Origin of the sequence: Flavobacterium flevense (genome assembly GCF_900142775.1) — a bacterium.
Lineage (GTDB): Bacteria > Bacteroidota > Bacteroidia > Flavobacteriales > Flavobacteriaceae > Flavobacterium > Flavobacterium flevense.
The window spans coordinates 36,172-58,276 of sequence record NZ_FRCC01000015.1; the positions used below are offsets into that span (position 1 = coordinate 36,172).

General features: G+C 31.1%; 10 protein-coding genes. 5 read left to right on the forward strand and 5 right to left on the reverse strand.

From position 1 onward, the window contains the following. Window positions 1-31: 31 nt before the first annotated feature. Both BUB89_RS16770 and BUB89_RS16775 read right to left on the reverse strand, forming a co-directional pair. Entirely contained in the window at window positions 32-1,366 is a 1,335-nt protein-coding gene (locus BUB89_RS16770) for a glycoside hydrolase family 30 protein (RefSeq protein WP_073247199.1), read from the reverse strand. 44 nt (window positions 1,367-1,410) lie between these two features. Further along, window positions 1,411-2,901 carry an arylsulfatase gene (locus BUB89_RS16775; RefSeq protein ID WP_083552946.1) on the reverse strand — a complete coding sequence of 497 codons (1,491 nt, stop codon included), beginning with the start codon at window positions 2,899-2,901 and terminating at the stop codon, window positions 1,411-1,413. Between the two features lie 313 nt (window positions 2,902-3,214). Here BUB89_RS16775 and BUB89_RS16780 point away from each other — a divergent pair, with 313 nt between their 5' ends. From BUB89_RS16780 to BUB89_RS16800, 5 genes are all read left to right on the forward strand, one after another. After that, window positions 3,215-7,330: a two-component regulator propeller domain-containing protein gene (locus BUB89_RS16780; RefSeq protein WP_073247201.1), complete on the forward strand. Its 4,116-nt coding sequence runs from the start codon at window positions 3,215-3,217 to the stop codon at window positions 7,328-7,330. Between the two features lie 107 nt (window positions 7,331-7,437). After that, complete coding sequence (locus BUB89_RS16785; protein WP_073247203.1) at window positions 7,438-10,647, forward strand: beta-galactosidase, LacZ type; 3,210 nt, start codon at window positions 7,438-7,440, stop codon at window positions 10,645-10,647. A gap of 200 nt (window positions 10,648-10,847) precedes the next feature. Continuing rightward, complete coding sequence (locus BUB89_RS16790) at window positions 10,848-11,045, forward strand: sulfatase-like hydrolase/transferase (protein WP_073247205.1); 198 nt, start codon at window positions 10,848-10,850, stop codon at window positions 11,043-11,045. A gap of 319 nt (window positions 11,046-11,364) precedes the next feature. Then, a complete protein-coding gene (locus tag BUB89_RS16795) occupies window positions 11,365-12,882 on the forward strand; it encodes a sulfatase (protein WP_200806843.1) in 1,518 nt (505 codons plus the stop codon). A 681-nt stretch (window positions 12,883-13,563) separates the two neighbouring features. Then, window positions 13,564-15,525 (forward strand): sulfatase family protein, encoded by a 1,962-nt coding sequence (locus BUB89_RS16800; protein ID WP_073247207.1) that lies wholly within the window; start codon window positions 13,564-13,566, stop codon window positions 15,523-15,525. A 770-nt stretch (window positions 15,526-16,295) separates the two neighbouring features. Here BUB89_RS16800 and BUB89_RS16810 read toward each other — a convergent pair. Genes BUB89_RS16810 through BUB89_RS16820 form a run of 3 tightly spaced genes read right to left on the reverse strand, consistent with a single transcriptional unit; the run spans window position 16,296 to window position 22,080 of the window. Beyond that, window positions 16,296-17,234: a DUF1735 domain-containing protein gene (locus tag BUB89_RS16810; RefSeq protein ID WP_083552949.1), complete on the reverse strand. Its 939-nt coding sequence runs from the start codon at window positions 17,232-17,234 to the stop codon at window positions 16,296-16,298. Between the two features lie 11 nt (window positions 17,235-17,245). Further along, window positions 17,246-19,003 (reverse strand): RagB/SusD family nutrient uptake outer membrane protein, encoded by a 1,758-nt coding sequence (locus BUB89_RS16815; RefSeq protein ID WP_073247213.1) that lies wholly within the window; start codon window positions 19,001-19,003, stop codon window positions 17,246-17,248. Between the two features lie 14 nt (window positions 19,004-19,017). Next, window positions 19,018-22,080, reverse strand: a complete 3,063-nt coding sequence (locus tag BUB89_RS16820; RefSeq protein WP_073247228.1) for a SusC/RagA family TonB-linked outer membrane protein — start codon at window positions 22,078-22,080, stop codon at window positions 19,018-19,020. Window positions 22,081-22,105: the final 25 nt, after the last annotated feature.

Below are 22,105 nucleotides of genomic sequence, written 5' to 3' on the forward strand. Positions count from 1 at the left end.
GTATTTTTTGAAGTGTTAATCGACCTTTTAATTATTTAATAGTAAATGTAAATCTTGTTATAGATCTTTTAGGTAAGGTTAATGAAAATATATTTTTATCAGTACCTTCTGAATTCACAGAAGTTTGTTGCCCTGCTATAGGAGTAGTAGCAGTCCATTGCAATGCATCAACTTTCCCTTCAATACTCGTAGATTCTAGTTTAAAAGTATAATCATTACGAACTGTTTCATTCATATTAACGGCATATACAGTTATCGTTTTGTTTTCAATAAAAGCCCTAGTTTGTAACTTACCTAAAGTAGTGATACTTTCCCCATCAATATCAGTTACTTTTATAGGTCTTGCACCTAATAAAGGAACAGAAACAGCACGCATTAATTTTCCTCTTAAGTTTTCTCCAATCGAATATGACCACCACATAAAACCAGACATACCTATATCTATCTGATCCCATAATGCAAGAATTCCTTCTTCAGCTTCACTAAAATCATCTACTTCAGCTTTGGCATCCCAATGGGGTTCGGTGGACCAAAAAGGTCTATTACCTATAAAAGCTAAATCAACAAGCAATTTGTCTTTCGGACGAAATTGCGGGTAATAATGAGTCCCATATATGTCCATTGTATCTCCCCAACCATTATCAATTAAATTTTTAACCCAATTATTTTTATTTGGTCCATAATCCTCATAACCAACTAAAACAGGCATAGCAAAACCCTTCTCAATGGCTAAAATTCGTAATGCTGCTATAGTTTGAGCATATTTTTGAGGTGTAATATTGCCTTCGTTATAAACAAACTCATTATCAATACCTAAATAATCTATTTGAACTCCTTTAGATTTCATAAACTGAATAAAATCGGCTATAAGAATTGCATACTTTGCTGGAATAATACCATTTGCATCTTTTACCCAAGACGGAAAAGATGTTTGTCCGTCTAATTTTTTACTGGCAAAAATTTTAAGTTCTTTAGTTCCCCTAGCCTGTTTGGCTAAACTTATTGTTGTTAAGACATCATTATACATATCTTCAACAACAACACCTGCACTTGGATGAGCAGGAAGATTATTTTCACCCCTTATAGGAACTCTTAAGCCATTATTATCATCTATATTAAAAATTTCATTTGCTTCTGATGCGTTATTTAGATTTTTAGTTGCTTGTTTGATGTCATAAAAAAACACATCAATTAATTTTCCCGGATTATTAAAACTTATAACACTATGAACTGTTTTATTAGGAGTAGGAATTGGAGTTGGTTGTCCAACTTCTTCACTCCCGTCTGAGCCATTCCTACTACAATTTGTAAAAAAAACTAAAAACACTAATAAACAACTTATCGTTTCAAATGAATTTCTTTTCATATAATACTTTATTTTAAAAATTTAATTATAGAATTTTATTAATATCAATCAGTTCCTAAATAGGTGTTTTGACTAAATGTAAATACATTAGAAGGAGTCCTTGCTTCTTTTAAAATACGTTCCATTTGAGCTACAATCTTAGGATTTTGCTTTGCAACATTATTTTTTTCACCTGGATCCTTTGTTAGATTATAAAGTTCCAATGGTGCTTTGGGATTTTTAAGTACATTATACTTAACTGCCTTCCAGTTTCCTTTTCTAACAGCCTGACGACCTCCTTTTTCATGAAACTCCCAATATAAATATTCATGTTTTTTTTGATCTTCTTTTTTTCCTAATAATTCTGGTAAAAAAGAAATTCCATCTAAATTATTTGGTTTTTCAGCTCCTATAATATCACAGAAAGTTGGAAAAATATCCCAAAAAGCCGACACATGATTTGAGGTACTTCCTTCTTTAATTTTCCCTGACCACTTAACTATCATAGGTACCCTTATACCTCCCTCATATAAATCTCTTTTCGTTCCTTTAAATGGACCATTACTATTAAAAAAGTTAGGATCTGCCCCTCCTTCAGTATGTGGCCCGTTGTCTGAAGTAAATATAATTATAGTATTATCAGCGATTCCCAGCTCATCAACCTTCTTCATTATTTCTCCTACTTGTTGATCCAATAAATGTACCATGGCTGCAAATGCTGCATGTGTTTCTTTTTGAGATGCATATGCCCCATTCCCATAATTTTGACCATCTTCTCCTTTAAATGATTTTTCAGGTAAATATTTGTTTCTATATTTTTCAATTAACCCTTCAGGAGCTGCCAATTCAGCATGAGGTATAATTGATGCCACATAAGCAAAGAAAGACTTATCTTTATTTTGTTCAATAAACTGAAGAGTTTTATCATGAATTAAACTAGGAGCATAAACATCCCTTTTCCCATTCAAATTACCTTTCAATACTATAGAATCCTTATTAGACCATAAATGATTAGGATAATAATTATGTCCTAAACGTTGACAATTATAACCAAAGAAAACATCAAAACCTTGTTTTATAGGATCACCTTCGGATCCGGGAAATCCTAATCCCCATTTTCCAAAAGCACCTGTGATATAACCCGCTTTTTTCATAGCCTCCGCCAATGTGTATGTATTATCTGGAATAGGGTACTGCCCTTCAGGCATAATTTCCTTATTCCCTCTAACAACAGTATGCCCTGTGTGCATTCCCGTGAGTAAAGCAGATCTTGATGGAGCACAGACAGTACTTCCTGAATAGTGTTGCATAAACAGCATCCCTTGTGATGCTAATCTGTCAATATTAGGCGTTTTAAATTTAGTTTGCCCATAAACACTAACATCTCCATATCCTAAATCATCGGCTAATATATAAATGATATTGGGCTTATTCTTACTATTTACACTTGATACATCATCTACAATAGAATTAGTATTTTTGATAAATCCATAAAAAAACAAAGATAAAACTAACGCTAAACCAACATTTCTGTAACCTTTTTTATTAATTATCATATAACTTTAAATGTTTTTATTTTATTTATGATTATTTTTTTTTTCAAAAACGTTTCTCAACCTATTTGATTAAAACAAAATTATTTATAATAAAAACAATTTAATTCTCATTTAACACCTTTGAATGTTGCAATTTTATTTTTTGAAATTTTTTTCTTTCAAACGCAACATTTCATATCCTATAATTCAACATATTTTATCCAAATACATAAGGCAAAAACAATAAAAAACGAGATATTGCTGATATTTTCCGTCTTATATGAATTAACACTCATATTGTATATTTACTACACTAAAAATAATTTGAAACCTTATGAAAATAAAATATTATAATTTATTTATCAAATATTTTTCCCCTTTGTTTTGTATATTAATATTTAACTTTACTAATGCTCAATCAAAAAATGCATATTTTCATGAATTAAATATTCAGGGAATTCCATTTAATAAAAAAGTAAATATATTATTTGAAGACAGCATTGGTTATTTGTGGATTGGAACAAATACTGGCCTATACAAATATGATGGAAATAGTCTAGTTGGCTATCAAAATAATGTTTTTGTATCTCATTCTTTACCTAACAACACAATAAATTCTATAATTGAAGATGCTGACAAAAACTTATGGATTGGTAGTGAAAGTTACTTAATTCATTATAATAGAAAAGAAAATAAATTTAAAGGTTTTTATAAAAACAACACCTTCACTGTTTTTAAAAAGACTTCAAACAGCAATATCTGGGTAAACTCTAAAAACATAGGGCTGCTATCAATCAAACCTAATAAAGACAAAAAAGAAATTGACTTACCTCTTGATAACTATAAAATAATAAAAATTAATAAACAAATAAATACTTTTATTGAAGATAATTTTAACCGATATTGGATAGGTACTCCTAATGGACTTTATGTTATAAATAATAATAAATTCATGCCTACTGATTTTAAAAAAAATATCAAAGCAGTTAAATCATTTGGAAATAATCAGTTTATTGCTATCACTAATAAAGACCTTTATGTTTTAAGTTATAATAAAAGTAATTATTCACTTGAAATACTAGAACAATATCTTGATATTATGAATCCTTTTTCCGAAGTAGGATTATTAAATAACATGGTAAAAAATCCTTATAATGAAACACTTTGGATAGGATCTTCTCAAGGCTTAATTAAAGCAACTAGAAAAAATAATTCCTATACTTTTTCAATATATTCACAAGGAAAGTCAAAAGGAGAATTGAAAAATGACCAAATAAGTTCAGTCCTTTTTGATTCTTATAATAATTTATGGATAAGCACTTCAAAAGGGATAAACAAAAAGCTTGGAAGAACTTCTGTTTTTGAATTCAACAAAATTACAACCAATAACAACTTAAAAAATATTGAATCAAACACGATAATTTCATATAATTCAAATACCGTTTTAGTTGCTTCTGAAAATGGCATATATAACTACAATCCTAAAAGCAAAGAATACAAAAAAATACAAATTCCATTAAGTGGTGTCGTAAAAATTGCTTTTAATTATGAAAAAAACAAACTTTTTATAGCTAATGGAGGAACTTTGTATGAAACTGATGAATACACACCTAACAAATCAAAACTAAACACAACAAAATTAGCCTCTTACGAAGGACGTATCTCTGATATTGCAGTAATTAACAGCAATGAAATTTGTATTGGTATTTGGGGAAAAGGAATTAAAATAATTAACAAAAAAAATGAAATATCTGAATTCAAAAAACAAGCAATTTCAAAACTTAAAAACACCCATATATCTGTATTATTACTAACTTCTGACAACAAATTATGGGTAGGAACAAGAGGAGAAGGATTATTTGAACTAGATTTCAATAAAGAAACTATTAAAGAATTCTTAGCCTCAGAAAGAGAAGGATTAACATCCAATGGTATTCTAAGTATTTTTGAAGACAGTAAAAAAAACATTTGGATAGGAACACGTGGAGGAGGCTTAAACAAGTATCTAAAAACTACTAACAATTTCGCACATTTCAATTCTTCAAATAACTCCTACTTAGATACTTCAATTTCGGATATTCAAGAAGACAGCAAAGGTAATATCTGGTTGAGCACAAAAGATGGCTTAGTCTATTTTGATGTAGCCAATAAAAAATTTATTCCTTTTAGACAAGAAGACGGCATAGAAGAAAGTGAATTTGCATTCAATTCAAGTAGCTCAAATAAAAACAAAGACATCCTTTATTTTGGTTGTAGTGAAGGTTTTTACAGTGTACATATTTCAAACTTTATTCAAAAAAAATTACCCCCTTCAACAGTCATTACTAATTTTTCAATTCTGGGAGAAACTATAAAAAATGATGATACTACGCAAAATAATTTAATTAAATTAAACTCTAACCCCTCCTCGGTTATAACTCTCCCATATGATCAAAATAATATTGTATTTAATTTTTCTTCATTAGATCTTACAACTCCAAGTAAAAACCAATACGCATATATGCTTGAGGGTCTAAATGATTACTGGGTCTACACCAATGCTTCAAACAGAAATGCAAACTACAATAATTTACCTCCAGGCACCTATACTTTTAAAGTTAAAAGTTCTAACAGTGATGGTGTATGGAATAAAACTCCAACAACACTTAAATTTGTTATAAAACCTCCTTTTTGGAAAAGTCCTTGGGCCATTTTTTGCTATTGGCTATTAATAGCTATTATTATTTTCATAAGTTCAAAACTCGTTCGAAGATGGTATCAACTTAAAAAAAATCTAGTTAAAGAAACCATCAGTAGAGAAAAAGATAACGAACACAACATGATGAAAATGGTCTTCTTCACGGATATTTCACATGAATTACGTACTCCTCTTTCATTGATTTTAGGAACAATAGAGAAAGTTGTGAAAGAAAAAAAATTTATATTAAGTCCGCTAACAGCCCAAAGAATATATAACAATAGTTTAAGAATGCACAGGCTTATCAATCAAATAATGGATATTCGAAAATTTGATGTTGGACAATACAAATTATGCGTTTCTAAAAATGATATTGTAAAAGATGTTAGTATTATTAAGGATAGTTTTAATGATTTTGCCCGAATATACAAAATCAAATACGATTTCATTTCTGAAGAAGACAAAATTACAGGTTGGTTTGATGTTGATATTTTGGAAAAAACTTTATTCAATATTTTATCAAATGCTTTCAAATACACCAAGGAAAACGACGAAATATCTGTAAAACTTGAACTTATTAAAAAAAAGGATACCAATTCTAATACAGACTTAGATCTTGAAAAAAACACCTATATCAAATGCAGTGTCAAAGACAACGGCATAGGTATTCCCAAAAAAGATTTACCTTTTATATTTGACCGCTACTACCAATCTACAAAATCACATAGCAATCAAATACCCGGTACTGGAATCGGAATGGAACTGGTTCATAAACTAATTGAGAAACATTATGGAATAATAACAGTTGATAGTGAAGAAAACATTTTTACAGAGTTTACTTTTTATTTACCTATAAACAAAGAACAATATACCAAAGACGAAAGAATAAAAAATAGTATGCCATTAAAAAGGAGTTTTATTGAAAACTCCGAATTTAAAGTTATCGACGAAGTAACCACTGACTTTAACAACCAAAAGATTATCCAAAAAAATAATAATAAACAAAAGGTGTTAATAGTAGAAGATAATTTAGAATTAAGAACAATGATTAAAGAAGAATTAAGCGAAGAATTCATCATAATGGAAGCTGAAAATGGTGAAGAAGGCTATCAGATTATTTTAAAAGAAAAGCCTCTTTTAATAATAAGTGATATTTTAATGCCTATTGAAGATGGAATATCTATGCTTAAGCGCATAAAAAACAATCCCGAGATATCCAATATTCCAATTTTTATGCTTACAGCAAAAAACTCAGATGAAACAAAAATTGAATGTCTAAGTCTTGGATCTGATGATTATATTGAAAAACCGTTTAGTTTGGAATTTGTAAAATGGAAAGTTAAAAATACTTTAACAAAACAAACCGAACTCAAAGAACGTTACAGTAAAGTTATTACAGCCGAACCTTCGGAAATCAATATTGATTCAAATGATGAAAAATTCATAAAGAGACTTATACAAATTATTGAAAACTCAATGGATGATAACCTCTTAAGTGTGGAATATTTAGCTTCTGAAATAGGTATGAGTCGCGCTAATTTATATCGCAAACTTCAGGCAATTATTAATGATACACCAGTAAATTTTATTAAAACCATACGATTAAAACGTGCGGCGCAGCTTCTCAAAAAAAGTGATTTGTATATTTCTGAAATTGCTTATATGACTGGTTTTAACAATCAAAAGTATTTTGGTAAATGTTTTCATAAAGAATATGGCATGAGTCCTACAGAATACATTAAAAAGTATAGTGAAAATGGATTTTCTAAATAAAAAACTCATTGTTTTACAACATTAATACCCAAATTTTGTAACAACAAAGCCCATAAAACAGCTACATATCAACCTAATTTTATCTTTTAATTTTTTAAATCAAAAGCATGAAAACCACTGGTATTTTTATTATCACATTTTTATTAGCAATTCAAGGATTTTCACAAGTCCATAAGAATTCAACCGATGAAGTTAGACCTTGGGAAGATCCTCAAGTTTCAGGAATAAACCGATTACCTGCCAGAGCAACTTCTTTTTCTTTTCCTACCCAAACATCAGCATTAGAAAACAAAAAAGAAACATCAAAAAGATATAAACTTTTAAACGGAAATTGGAAATTTTATTGGTCACCTACTCCTGAAGGAATACCAAATAATTTCCAAGAAACCAACTTTAATGATTCCAATTGGAAAACTATACCTGTTCCATCAAATTGGGAATTACTTGGCTATGGAACAGCGTTATACACAAGTGCTGGATACACTTGGAATCCTATCGAACCTCCATTTACCCCAAAAGATGATAACCCAACAGGCGCATACAGAACCTCTTTTGAAATCCCTGATAACTGGAAAAATATGCAAATCACCTTGACTTTTGGCGGGGTAAGTTCTGCTTATTACGTATGGATTAACGGTAAAATGTTAGGATTTAGTGAAGATAGTGCACTCCCAACACATTTTGACATCACTCCTTTTCTAAAAAAAGGCAAGAACGATTTAGCAGTAAAAGTTTACAGATGGAGCGACGGTTCATATCTTGAAGATCAAGATCACTGGCGCTTAAGTGGTATCCAACGTAACGTTTATTTAACCGCTGCTCCTAAAGTACAATTATATGATTTTTTTGTTCAAACCGACCTTGATAAAAACTATAAAGATGCATTTTTAAAAGTAAGACCTAAAATGAAAGTTTTTGATGGAGCCTCACTAGAAGGTTATACACTAGGTATGCAACTTTATGATCAAAACAATACCAATCTTCTTTCTGATTCACCTAGAATAGAAGCAAAAAAAATCTACGAAGAAAAATATCCTCAACGAGGTGAGAATGACTTTGCCATGATGCAGGCTACCATTAAAAATCCAAAAAAATGGAATGCTGAACAACCTAATTTATACACACTAGTTTTTGATTTAAAAGATGAAAAAGGTAACATTGTAGAGAGCAGAAGCACTAAAATTGGTTTTAGAAAAGTTGAAATTGTAAATGGAGAATTACTTGTAAATGGAGAATCAATCCTTCTTTATGGAGTGAATAGACATGACCATGACCCTGTTAATGGTAAAATCATCAGTGAAGAATCAATGATAAAAGATATCTTAACTATGAAACGTTTCAATATTAATGCCGTAAGGACTTCTCATTATCCTAACAATGAGAGATGGCTTGAGCTTTGCGACGAATATGGTATGTATATTATTGATGAAGCTAATCTTGAAACACACGGTGTTGGTGGTAGATTAAGCAATGATGTTACTTGGGCTAGTGCATTTTTAGAACGTGCTGTTCGTATGGTAGAAAGAGATAAAAACCACCCTTCAATTATTTTTTGGTCTCTAGGTAACGAGTCAGGTTCTGGTTTTAACCATGCAACTATGTCACATTGGATAAAAAATTATGACGAAACTCGTTTTGTACATTATGAAGGAGCGCAAACTACTGAAGGAAAAGAAAAAATAGAAGATAGAATCCTAAGAGACCCTGAATATGTTGATATGGTTAGCCGTATGTACACTCCAATAGAATATATGGTACGGGTGGCTAAATCAGGTATCGAAAACCGACCAATATTATGGTGCGAATATGCGCACTCTATGGGAAATTCAACAGGAAACTTATTTGAATTTTGGGATGCTATCAGAGCAAACAAACAAATGATTGGTGGTTTTATCTGGGACTGGAAGGATCAAGGATTAGTTCAAAAAAATAAAGATGGTATCGAATATTATGCTTACGGAGGTGACATGGGGGATCACAATGTTAGAAACTCATCAAACTTCTGTTTGAACGGAATTGTAGACCCTGCAACAACACCAAAACCAGCTCTTTGGGAATGTAAAAAAATATTCCAACCAATTGATATAAAAGCTTCAAACATTGATAATAAAGAAATAACAATCGTTAATCGTCATGATTTTAGCAATCTTTCTGAATTCGACATTAATTGGGAACTCCAAGAAGATGGCAAAAACATACAAAAAGGAACATTAAATCCAATTGAACTTGCTCCTAATAAATCAACAACAATTAGCATCCCTTTTAAAAACCCGAATTTAAAAACTGGAGCAGAATATTTTGTACGCATTGCTTTCGTATTAAAATCAGACTTAAAATGGGCTAATAAAGGTCATGAAATAGCTTGGGAACAAATCAAATTGAATACATACAAGCCATTTAAAAATTCAAAAGCTAACTCTAATACAATTATCGTAAACAATCAAACCATTACGGGAAAAGATTTTAAAATTATTTTTGATTCTCAAACAGGTTTACTTAAAAGCTACAATTCTAAAGGAATTGAGCTAATCAAAAATGGCTTACGCCCATGTTTTTGGAGACCTATCACTGATAATGACCGTTTAGGAGGAAAAATAGATAAGAAATTAGCCGTTTGGAAAAAAGCTACAAACGAACGAAAATTACAATCATTTGACATTAATAAAACAGGCTATAATAAAGCCATAATAATAGCTGTTTTTTCGTTTGAAGACACCAATGCCAAAATGACTGTAAAATACACTGTAAACGGTAATGGAGCCATTTTAGTAGAAAATAATTTCAGTGGTGACCAAGATGCACCAATGTTACCTAGATTAGGACTTCAATTAGAAACTTCAGCTTCTTTCGATAATCTTACATGGTTCGGAAAAGGACCTCATGAAAATTATGCAGATAGACATTTAGGAGCTGATGTTAGCCTTTACAATGAATCGGTAAGTAACGACTATTATGCTTATATACGCCCACAGGAAAGTAGTAACAAAACTGAAGTAAGATGGTTTTCATTAACCAATGCAAGTGGTAAAGGCTTAAAAATATCTGGAGTATCAGACAATTTAAGTATAAGTGCGTGGCCTTATACAACCGAAGACATTGATGTTGCTGTACATACATATGACCTAAAACCACGTGATTTTATAACCGTAAATGTAGATTACAAGCAAATGGGTGTTGGAGGTGATGATAGTTGGTCACAACACGCTTTGCCTCACGAGCAATTTAGAATACCAGCAAAAAATTATTCATATAGTTTTGTTATCGAACCTGTAACTGATAAAAATGACTTAAAAAGAACCAACGTTTCCAATTATTAAATTATTTGAGTTATACGCTTAGTTATTATTTGATAAATCAATTAAAACTTTATATTGTGTTTAATTACCAAACTTCTATAGAGATTAACCTTTATACGAGACTAAATTACAGTAAAGACATAATAATAAGCTATTTGCATAATTATATAAGTGTATAACTCAAAAATCCTAAATGGATTGAGGACAACTAAAAAAACAAGTTGTTTAAAGACCGTAAAGTTCAAGCTCATGCAACGTATACTGGTAGAGTACAAAGTCTAGACGAAAATGTAGGGAAGGTTATAAATAAATTAAAAGAACTTAGGCTTTACGAAAACACTCTTATTATTTTCACATCAGACAACGGTGGGCTATCTACTGCAAAAGACTCACCAACCTCTCAACCTTTCCCTCAATAACTGGTAAAGGCTGACAATTTAAAGATGGTATCTGGATGTCTTTTATTATCAAAATACTACATGAAACAAATAAAGGCTTAGTCAATAACATCCCTGTATTGAGCATTGATATGTTTTCACACCGTTTTGAATTACCTCAAAATAACAAATAAAAACAAAGTAGATGGAGTTAATATTAGAATTTTGAAACAGGAAAAAATGTTGTTTTGATTTAGAAGTCAACTTAGGAAAACAACATAACCTAGCAAGTTAAATGCCTGATTTTGTCAAAGTTTTGTACAGAGAACTAGATGTTTAAAAATAACATAACCATGGGGTTATGATGCGCGCAACCCCACTTAGGAAAAAAAAAGAAAGTATTATGAGAAGAAAAACAACCTTAATCGTAACAATTTTTCTTGCGTTTTCAGTTAATGCATGTAAATCACAAAACGCACAAAAAACAAACATTACCCAAAAACCAAACATCGTACTAATAAATGTAGATGATTTGGGCTGGAAAGATTTGGGCTTTATGGGAAGCACTTATTACGAAACCCCAAACTTAGACAAACTGGCAACTGAAGGTATGATATTTACCAACGCTTATGCTGGAGCGGCCAATTGTGCTCCAAGCAGGGCTTGCTTGATTTCTGGACTAAATACGCCACGACATGGAATTTATACCGTTGGTTCTTCTGATAGAGGAAACCCTAAAACCAGAAAACTTATACCTATAAAAAACACAGATCATTTAACCAATACTGTTTACACACTGCCACAAATGCTAAAGTCTGCAGGGTATATAACTGGTAGTTTTGGTAAATGGCACGTAGGTAATAACCCTACCGAACAAGGTATTGATGTAAATATTGGCGGTAGCAGCAAAGGAAACCCTGGAAGCAAGGGTTATTTTTCACCATATAAAATAGATAACATTATTGATGGTCCGAAAGGCGAGTATTTAACCGATAGACTAACAAATGAAGCTATTTCATTTGTTAAAAAATATAAAGACTCCACATTCTTCTTGTACCTACCTTACTACACAGTTCACTCACCAATAATGGGTAAAGAATCGTTTATTGAAAAATTCAAAAAGAAAAAAGGCAGCAACGGACAAGAAAGACCTGATTATGCTGCCATGATAGCCTCTATGGATGAAAATATAGGACGTTTATTGGAAGTAATAAAAGAAACTGGATTAGAAAAAAATACAATTATTATATTTACTTCAGACAATGGAGGTATAAGAGCTATATCGCATCAAGATCCACTTAGAGCAGGGAAAGGTTCTTACTACGAAGGTGGTATCCGCGTCCCTTTAATTATAAAATGGCCAAACCATTTACAAACCAATACGAGAATAGCACAGCCGGTATCCAATATTGACTTCTATCCTACTATACAAACCATTGCTAAACCCAAGAGATCAGCTAAATTATTAGACGGAATAGATTTAAACACTATTTTATCCGATCAAACTCTAATAGAAAGAGACTTGTTTTTTCACTTTCCTATATATCTTGAAGCCTATAAAAAAGAGGAAGATGACAGTAGAGACCCTTTATTTAGAACCAGACCTGGTTCTGTCATCATTTCCGGAGACTGGAAACTACATCATTATTTTGAAGATGAAGCTTTTGAACTTTACAATTTGAAAACAGATTTAGGAGAAACCAACAACATAGCTGAAAAGCATCCTGAAAAGATAAAAGAACTTTACAAAAAATTAGAAGATTGGCGAGAAAAAACAAACGCACCTTTACCTTTTGAAAAGAACTTTAACTATGATGCTGTGTTTGAAGCCAAAGAGAAAATAATTACAAGAAAAGACATATCAAAAGAAGTTGATTAATATATAAAAAATTTAAACTCAACCGCTCTGCCGTGCAAGTGCAGAAGTTTACTTGATAAGGAACTGAAGGTTTCTCTATTTTGAAAACTGATAAAAAACATTTAAAATTACTAGCCAATAATAACCTTTGCAACATAATTACATCTTTATTGAAACAATATTTACTAAACGAAATACAAAAATTAAATAACTTAGTACCAAACCAAATATTAATTTTGATCTTATTCAAAAAGAACAATCAAAGCCTTATATTATAAATTACATGACTATCCGCTAAGTTGACTAAATAAAAAAACAGTCCACAGATGACACTGATTTTAACGGATTATCGCAGATTGTGATTTATAAAGAGGTATTAAAACCCGTTAAAATCAGTGTCATCTGTGTGCCATTCTCAACGATTGATATAAGAAACAGATAGTCATAATAAATTATACCATATACAAATGTAAATTTTCAGATGAAATCACCCGACAAAATTCTATCTATGGTCTTTCAAGGGCATTTAATCTTTGATTAAAGAATCCACTTTCTATTAATGGAAAAGAAGTATTTTTAAAACCATAACTACAAATCGATTATTTTAATAAATAAAATCTTGCTCTTAGAGTATTTTTTTAAATATTGAAACTAACAACACTCGTTACAATAACAAAATAATTATCCATAATTTAAAAAAAAATGATTACAAAAAAAACAGTACTCAGTTTGCTAGTCACATCAGCAATAACATTATCGTTTCCATGCAAAGCATCTGAAAAAAAACCAACCGACAAACCAAACATTTTATTTTTGGTAATAGAAGATACGTCTCCTTATCTTTTTCCAAAATATGGAAATAAAAGTATAAAAACACCAAACATAGATTGGTTAGCAGACAACGGTGTTGTGTTTGACAATGCTTTCGCCAATGCTCCTTATTGCTCCCCCGCTCGCTCAACCTTAATTAGCGGTACACAAGCTACAGTTTATGGCAATGATTTACATCGAGAAGGTCATATTCAAAAGGAACAATATTTCTTAGTTAAAAAACTAACCGATGCAGGATACTTCACAGTAAATAAAGGAAAAACCGACTATAACATTACAGGAAAGGACACTAAAAAGTTCATGAATCAAGCTTGGTCAATGAATGAAGGTAATGCTACATATAATGATGAAACAAGAGGAAACAAACCTTTTTTCGGACAGTTTAATAACAACACCACACATATGAGCAGAATGACTACTGTTACCATCGATAAGCGCTTAAAGTGTAAAGTAGATCCCTTAAAAGTAGAATTACCCCCTCATGTGCCCGATTTACCAGAAGTACGTGCAGATTATGCACTACACCTAGAAGGTGTACAAGATATTGATGCTTGGGTTGGAGTGTTTCTAGATGATTTACGAAAACGAAAAATACTTGACAATACCATTATATTTTTCTTTTCAGACCATGGTGGATGCTTACCAAGAGGAAAAGCTTTTCCTTTCGATACAGGACATCGTGTACCTTTAGTAGTATATACTCCAAAAAAATATGAACATTTATTACCTGCAAAAAAGGGCGCGCACACAGATAGAATGGTAAGCTTTGATGATTTTATACCAACAGCCATGAGTATAGCAGGTATTGACAAACCAAACTATATTACGGGCAAACCTTTTATGGGAAAATTTAAGGAAGCTCCTAGACAATATATTCATACATTTCGATCCAATTCAGAAAATCATTATGATGCTTCCAGAGGCGTTTTTAATGGTCGTTATCATTACATAAAATATTATACACCAAATAGAATCCATGCTTTAACCCAAAGTTTTCAATGGCAAATGCCTGCCCAATTGGCATGGGATGAATATTTTATGCAAGGTAATGCTAATGAACAACACAGTGTTTATTACACTCCACATCCAAAAGAAGCTTTATTTGATTTAAAAAATGACCCTTGGGAAGCCAAAAACTTAGCTTTAGATCCAGAATTTAAAGAAAAAATAGAAGCATTAAGAGCAGTAAATGCATCCTATGTAAGAAACATTAAAGATTTAGGTTTTTTGTCTTGGGAAGAGCGAACTGCTTTAACAAAACAAGGGAAAGATTTTTACACATGGGTTAGAGAAACCAATTACCCCTTAAATGACTTGATATCACTTGCTGAAATAGCATCTGAAGGCAATATCGATAATCTACCATTGTTAATTAAACATTTAGACAATAACAGTCCATCATTTAAATTCTGGGCAGTTTCTGGGGTTTTAACCTTAGTACAACAAAATAAATTAGAGAAAGCACCAGCCGAAGTTTTACCTTTAATGACGGCACAAGAATATAAAGATGTGTCAGTTTTAGCTGCCGAAATCATAGTTAGAACAGGGAATGAAACTGAAGGACTTAATTTCTTATTAAAAGAATTGAAAAATGGAAATCCATTTGCCTTTTCCTGTTTAGAAAACTTATGGGAAAAGAACGTTCCAATTAAAGAACAATTATTAGAGCTGGCAAAAAATGGCAAATCGAAAGGTTTAAGATTGGAAGCACGAAGTTTACTTATAAAACTAGGCGAACTAAATATAGAACAATTATATGAACAAGACCAAATTGATGCGGGATACAAAACTTATTTCAATCGAGTAAAAGAATATATACAAAATACCCCGTAAAACATAGATAGATTTAAGTACAGAGATTATGACAAGAAATTATCCTGTCCTAAATAAAATTACGACATATAAAATCCGACCATTTCATTGAGTTTATACCTTAAAATGGTCATTTTTTTATTGTATTTTTCAGAAGAAGGTTCTATGTGTTCTTCAAATGGTTTATCCAGCCATTTTGACAAGTCAATTTTTTACAAAAATCAACCATATGAAAGCTACTAAATTATATAAATACCATTCAAATTTTGATTGTGCTTTTAATGCTTTTAGAAAGAGAATGGTTATTAAAGCCATCCAAAGCGTCATCAGAGCAATTCTCCCTTTGGAACTGAATAGCAATGAGTTCCTTTTTTTGGAATCTTTTAATTGGAAAACTTGATCAAGCTCAGAAAAGACGTAGAAAGGTAAATTTTACCCAAATCTGTTTTTAGAAAATTGGGCGTAAAACCATCAAAATCTTTATTGATTGCAAAAAATGGAATTTCGTATTGAACTGCAAAGCCAATCACAAATACCTATTAAAAACATGAAACCATGAATAAAGGCTTAAACGTATTATTTTGTAAGAATCCTTTCTTTTACAATTATTGATTTAAAGTTTAATCAAAATAAAAAACGACCATATTGAAAATCATTGGTCGTTTTTTTTATGTTTACTCAGAAGTAATCTTAGTCTTAATTTACCTTTACAGAAATAATATCTCCTGTAATTGTATAACTATTTTGGTGTTTAATTGTCTAAAAAAATAACTTTAAACTCAATTCACTTTTTACCATTCTTCAAAACGAAGATTTTGCTCAGGAGAAGTCCTTATTACTAAAGTATCACTGACCTGATAATTCTTACCTCCTAATGTATAACTGTACTCTATAGAAATTATACCTGTTAATGGTGCATATGTTCCTGAACCTATAAGGTTAGTTACACCCGCACTTGGAGAATCAATACTTAGTGTATTATCTAACTCATTGATATTGATTACAAAATTATGAGTTAATACCGCCCCAATACCACTAGTCTTTACAGAATTTCTATCCACAGTAGTTAAATCCCATGTTTGATTTTTTACCAAATCAGAATTATTATATACAACTTCATTTACCACTCCTCCAGAAGCATTCAATTCGCGTTGAGTACCTTTATGATAAAAAGTACCAGAATAGGAGCTAATATATTTTACAACTAAAATAGTATAATCTTTTCGAGCTAATATGGTATTTCCATCTTGATCAAAACTTCCTGCAGCAATCGAATCTAATGAAGTATTTGTAATTCGCAAAGGTAAAGCATAGGTTCTGTTAGTTGTTGTAGGATCATTAGTAAACATATCTCTGTTTAAAGTTACCGTAACATCTCCTATAAATTTTCCTTTAGGAATTAACATTCTACTAGAATTACTCAAAGTATAGTAATTCTCAGGCAAAAGAGTAAAAACACTTGCTCCAGGAATATCATTAAGCAATGAAGGATCAATAACAAAATCAGCAAATTCATCACTATTATTTTCGCGTCTACCTCCAAAAGTAACCCCTACTTTAAAATCCATCTGATTATCTGATACAATTGTTCGTAATGGTTTTTGTGTTCCAAAATAAACTGTTGTTTTATCAAAATCTTTGGTAAAATCTTCATATGGTTCACATGATGTAAATACTAGACTCAATGAACCTAGTACCAATAAAAACGGCTTTATATATTTATTTCTCATAATTTAATGTATTACCAACCAATATTATTGATTAAGTTAGGACTTTTTGCTAATTCTGAATAAGGAAGTGGTGAATAATAGTACTTTATATCATTAAAATTTCTTGATTCAACATCAACTGAAATATAACTATATGTATTATCATTATTTTTAATAATCTTAATTCCTTTTACAACTTCGTTAAGAGGCAATACCCATCTTCTTAAATCAAAATATCTATGATTTTCAAATGCAAGTTCTAATCGTCTTTCATTTTGAATTAATTTTCTAAAAGCAGCTTTCCCTTGAGCGGCTACTTCATCTACATAAGTATTACTAGTAATTCCCGCTTGAGTTCTAATTGCTTTAATGACGTTAACAGCTGTTTGTGTGATTCCATCTCCTGTAGCAGTTGGTCCATAGGCTTCATTGGCTGCTTCAGCAAGATTTAAATAAAGTTCTGTTTTTCTTAAATATGGATTATAATGCCTGTCAGAACTCGGGTTTGTTATATCTTTCAAGCCGGGTTGCAATGACAGCCACTTTCTTACATAATATCCAGTTCTACTATTATTTTGATATTTAGCTCTTGAATCTAAACCACCATCAAAAGTTTCCAAATTTCTATTATTAAAACTACTTCCATTATAAAGTACATTTAAATACAATCTAGGGTCTCTGTTAACATATGGATTATTAGGATTATAACCAGATCTTGAGTCGGTGATAGGAAAACCATTTTGAGTATAAAAAGCATCTACAAGATTTTGTGAAGGTCCTGTTCTGGCTGTACCAAATTCAATAATTGGGTAATTATTATTCTCCAGATTTGAATTTGTAAAGAAACTTCTCCAAATAAACTCTCCAGGTGTATCTAAACTATTGAAATCAGTAGCTTTCAAACTTGAAAAGTTACCAATAACATTAATAGCTTGTTGAGCATGGATTGCTGCAGTTCTCCAGTTATTAATATATGCTGTTTGGTTTATAACTGAAAATTGTCCCATACCAGTAATATTTACAACATCATTAGACTGGTAAGCAGGGCTAGCAGCATATAGAGACACTCGCGATTTTAAAGCTAAGGCTGCTTGTCTATCCGCTCTACCTAAATTATTAATTCCTGTAGTAGGATCACTACCTGTATATCGAAGAGGAAGATATACAACTGCAGAATCTAAATCTTTAGTAATTTGAGACACACACTCAGAATAAGTATTTCTAACTACAGCCTCTAAGTCTTTTGATTCTTCATCTGTCAATGATTTTAATACAATAGGATAACCCAAAGCACCTCCATCAGCAGTTTTCCCACCATATACCTGTAATAATTGAAATCCCCACCAAGCTCTTAGAAAAAAGGCTTCTCCTTTAAGATTTTTTCTTTTTAACTGGTCTGCGGTCGGAGATGATATATTATAAATAACATTACTACCAAGTCCTTTTTCAAAGAAAATATGGATATTTCTAAATTGAGCATAGGCAAGATTCCAATTTCCAATAGGATTATTATCCGGAGTTAATCCACCAACTCCAACTCTATAAATAGAACCATTATAATTATTAGACACTGCATTATCAGTTGCTACATCTAAAAAATCACCTCCATAGCCGTCGATAATTGTATTAGGCAAATTACCATAAGCATTCATCAAAATACCTTCGGTATTTTCAGGCAGACCAAAAGCGTACTTTTCATCAAAAGTATTTTCTATTTCTGGTTCTAAAGAACAAGATACATTTAGTGCAATAAACACTAATACGATAAACTTTATATAATTATTTTTCATCTTTTTTATTTTTTTTAGAATCCTAAAGTAACACCTCCAGTTATTGTTCTGAATAAAGGATAATTAATCACTCCAGAATTTGGAACTTCAGGATCAAGATCCTTCATGTCAGAAATCACAAATAAATTAGTTCCTCTTACATAAAAACGGATCTTTTTAACCGTCCATAAATCATTTGAAAATGTATAACTCAATTCAACATTTTTTAATCTAAAAAAAGATGCACTTTGTAGCCAAAAAGTAGAATTAGCATTGTCATTAGCATTTGTTAATGTTGTCAATATGGGCTCAGTCCCATTAGGATTATTTATAGGATGAAATCTATCCTCAGCTAAAACAGAATATTTATCTTGACCACTATTTCTAAAATAAGCATTGTTTTTTATCATATCAACACCTAGTTCAGATGTTCCCAGCATAGACAAACCAAATCCTTTATAGGATGTATTCAAACTAATACCAAAACTAGCTCTCGGAAAATTATTACCAATTACTGTTCTGTCTTGCTCATTAACAATACCATCATTATTTAAATCTTTATAAGATATATTACCAACTCCATAAGTACTTAAAGTCTGGAATGGAGCATTATCTACTTCTTGTTGTGATTTGAATAAACCATTAGATACATATCCAAAAATAACGTCAGAAGATTGTCCTACCTGATTTAAATTTTGGTCTGGTAAATTTGGCTGATTAGTTGCTTTTACTTCGTTTTTAGAAATCAAAAAATTAGCACCAATATTCATTTTAAAATCACCAAAAGTTTTTAACCAATTTACACTTCCGTCAATACCACAATTCAACACCTCACCTAAATTTAGTGGAGAATTTAAACCTCCGTTAATACCGCTGAAAATAGATGTAGGGTTATTATAAATAATATTATCTCTGTTTTGTGTAAAATAGTTCAATTCTAATTGGATAGAATTATCAAATAATAATCCTTCTACTCCTACATTAAACTCTTTTGACTTTTCCCATTGTAAATTTGGATTTCCAAAATTATCAAAGCCTGTTCTTGCTGCTGCAGTTCCAGAATTTCTTTCCCCTAAGCTTACTGTTCCATTTCTACTATATCGTGTATCAAACAAATAAAAATCAGTAGCACTATCATATCCTAAAATCCCATAACCAGCTTTTAATTTCAAAAAGTTAATAAGTTTACTATTCTTTAAAAAAGTTTCTTCACTCAAAACCCAAGCAGCACTCACAGAATGTGACAAAAACATTTTATGGTTATCTGTAAACTTGTTGCTCCCCATTAATGCATAAGTCAACTCTCCATAAAATTTATTTTTAAATGAATAGTTGGTTTTCAAATAAGTATTAGATGTTCTAATGTGTTGTCTTCTTTCGTTATCTTGATTTAAAAAGTAGAAATAAGAAAGATCTAGATTTAACTTATGATCCTTATTAAAAACTCTATCATATTTTAAATTATGAGTCCATCCCAAAGATCTTGTAATACTACTTGAATTTTCAGTCCTATTTCTTTCAATAGCCCTATTGTTCAATTTTCTATAGCTTACTGACTCCAATCCATTAATGTCTTCTGAATATACAAGAGCATATCGAATAGGATTGTTTATTTGATCAGCTGAATGAAATTGATAATTGTCAAACGCTAAATGTGTATGAACTGATAAGCCTTTAGTTAAGTTTTTTAAATCCCAATCCAATCCAAAGTTAGTTTGTCCATAAAAAAACTGATACTCCTGAAAACCTCCATATACTAAATCACCGTATAAACTCTGTTTGTTTTCAAAAGACCCACCCAATGGAGGAATTACTTCATCACCTAGAGAAGCACCTTCTCCTTGAAAATTAGGATCGATAATTTCAAAAGGAAACTCATTTGGTCTTTCTGAATTAATTCTGCTAAACACCTGATCTTGGCTCAATTTACCCCAATTTCTACTTTCAATAATTCCATTTCCTCCTATATGTCCAATAAGATTTTTAGAAATATCAAAATCTAAAATTCCTCTAATATTAATTCTATCTTGCTTTACATTTTCACCTATTTTTTCAATACCATTTGTACCAATATATCCTAAATAAACACCATATTGAGAATCATCTGTACCACCTGAATATTCGAAATTTGATTTTCTTAATGGTGCGTTAGTATTTAAAAAATAATTAATATGGTCTATGTTAGGATAACGCTGATCATTAACTCCTGTACTAGCCGCATAACCAGCAATATCTTGGTCTGAATATATAGGTGCTAAGCCATCATTTGCTAGTGCTTCATTGTACAATTTAGCATAATTAGCACTGTTTAAATATTTTGGCATTCTGGTATTCATGTTAACTCCATACTCAACAGAACCTTTAATAACCTGAGTGTTTTTACGACCTCTTTTGGTGGTGACCAAAATAACACCATTTGCGGCACGAGGACCATAGAGAATTTTAGAACTAGCATCTTTAAGGACTTCAACACTTAAAATTTCTTCAGCATTCAAAAATTCTAAAGGTCTTTCAATCCCATCAACAATCGTAAGAGCTCCATTACCATCTTGTCTGCCTAATCCACGAACATATAACTCAGGTAAATTATTTCCCAATCCATTTGTGGTCATTCTAGTAACAAGGCCTGACAACCTTCCTTGCAAAGCATTATGAAAAACAACATCTGGTTGTGATTCTAATTGTTTTCCTTCTATTTTACTAATAGCTCCTGTTAAAACTCTTTGGGTTGTTTGACCATTAGCAGGCAGTTCAATAACATGCTCTTCCCCTGTAAATAGAGGGCATGTTTTTAAAACAATTTTATCTTCAACGTTTTTTTCATCCAACTTAATTGTTTTTGCTTTATAACCGTTGGCACTAATAAGTAAAATATTTTTAGCATCAGCCTCTAATTCAAATTTCCCATAGGCGTCAGTATAGGTTTCAACCAAGCCATCTCCTAAAAGAATTAATGCATTCTTAATAGGCTGATCCTTTTCATCAACCAAAACAGATTGAATTTTTACAGAAGTTTTTTTGCCATCTTGCGAATATCCACAAATGCTAAACAATGTTAAGAAAAAAAATAATGTTCTTTTTATTATATTATTTTTCATTCTATTTATTTCTATAGTATATTTC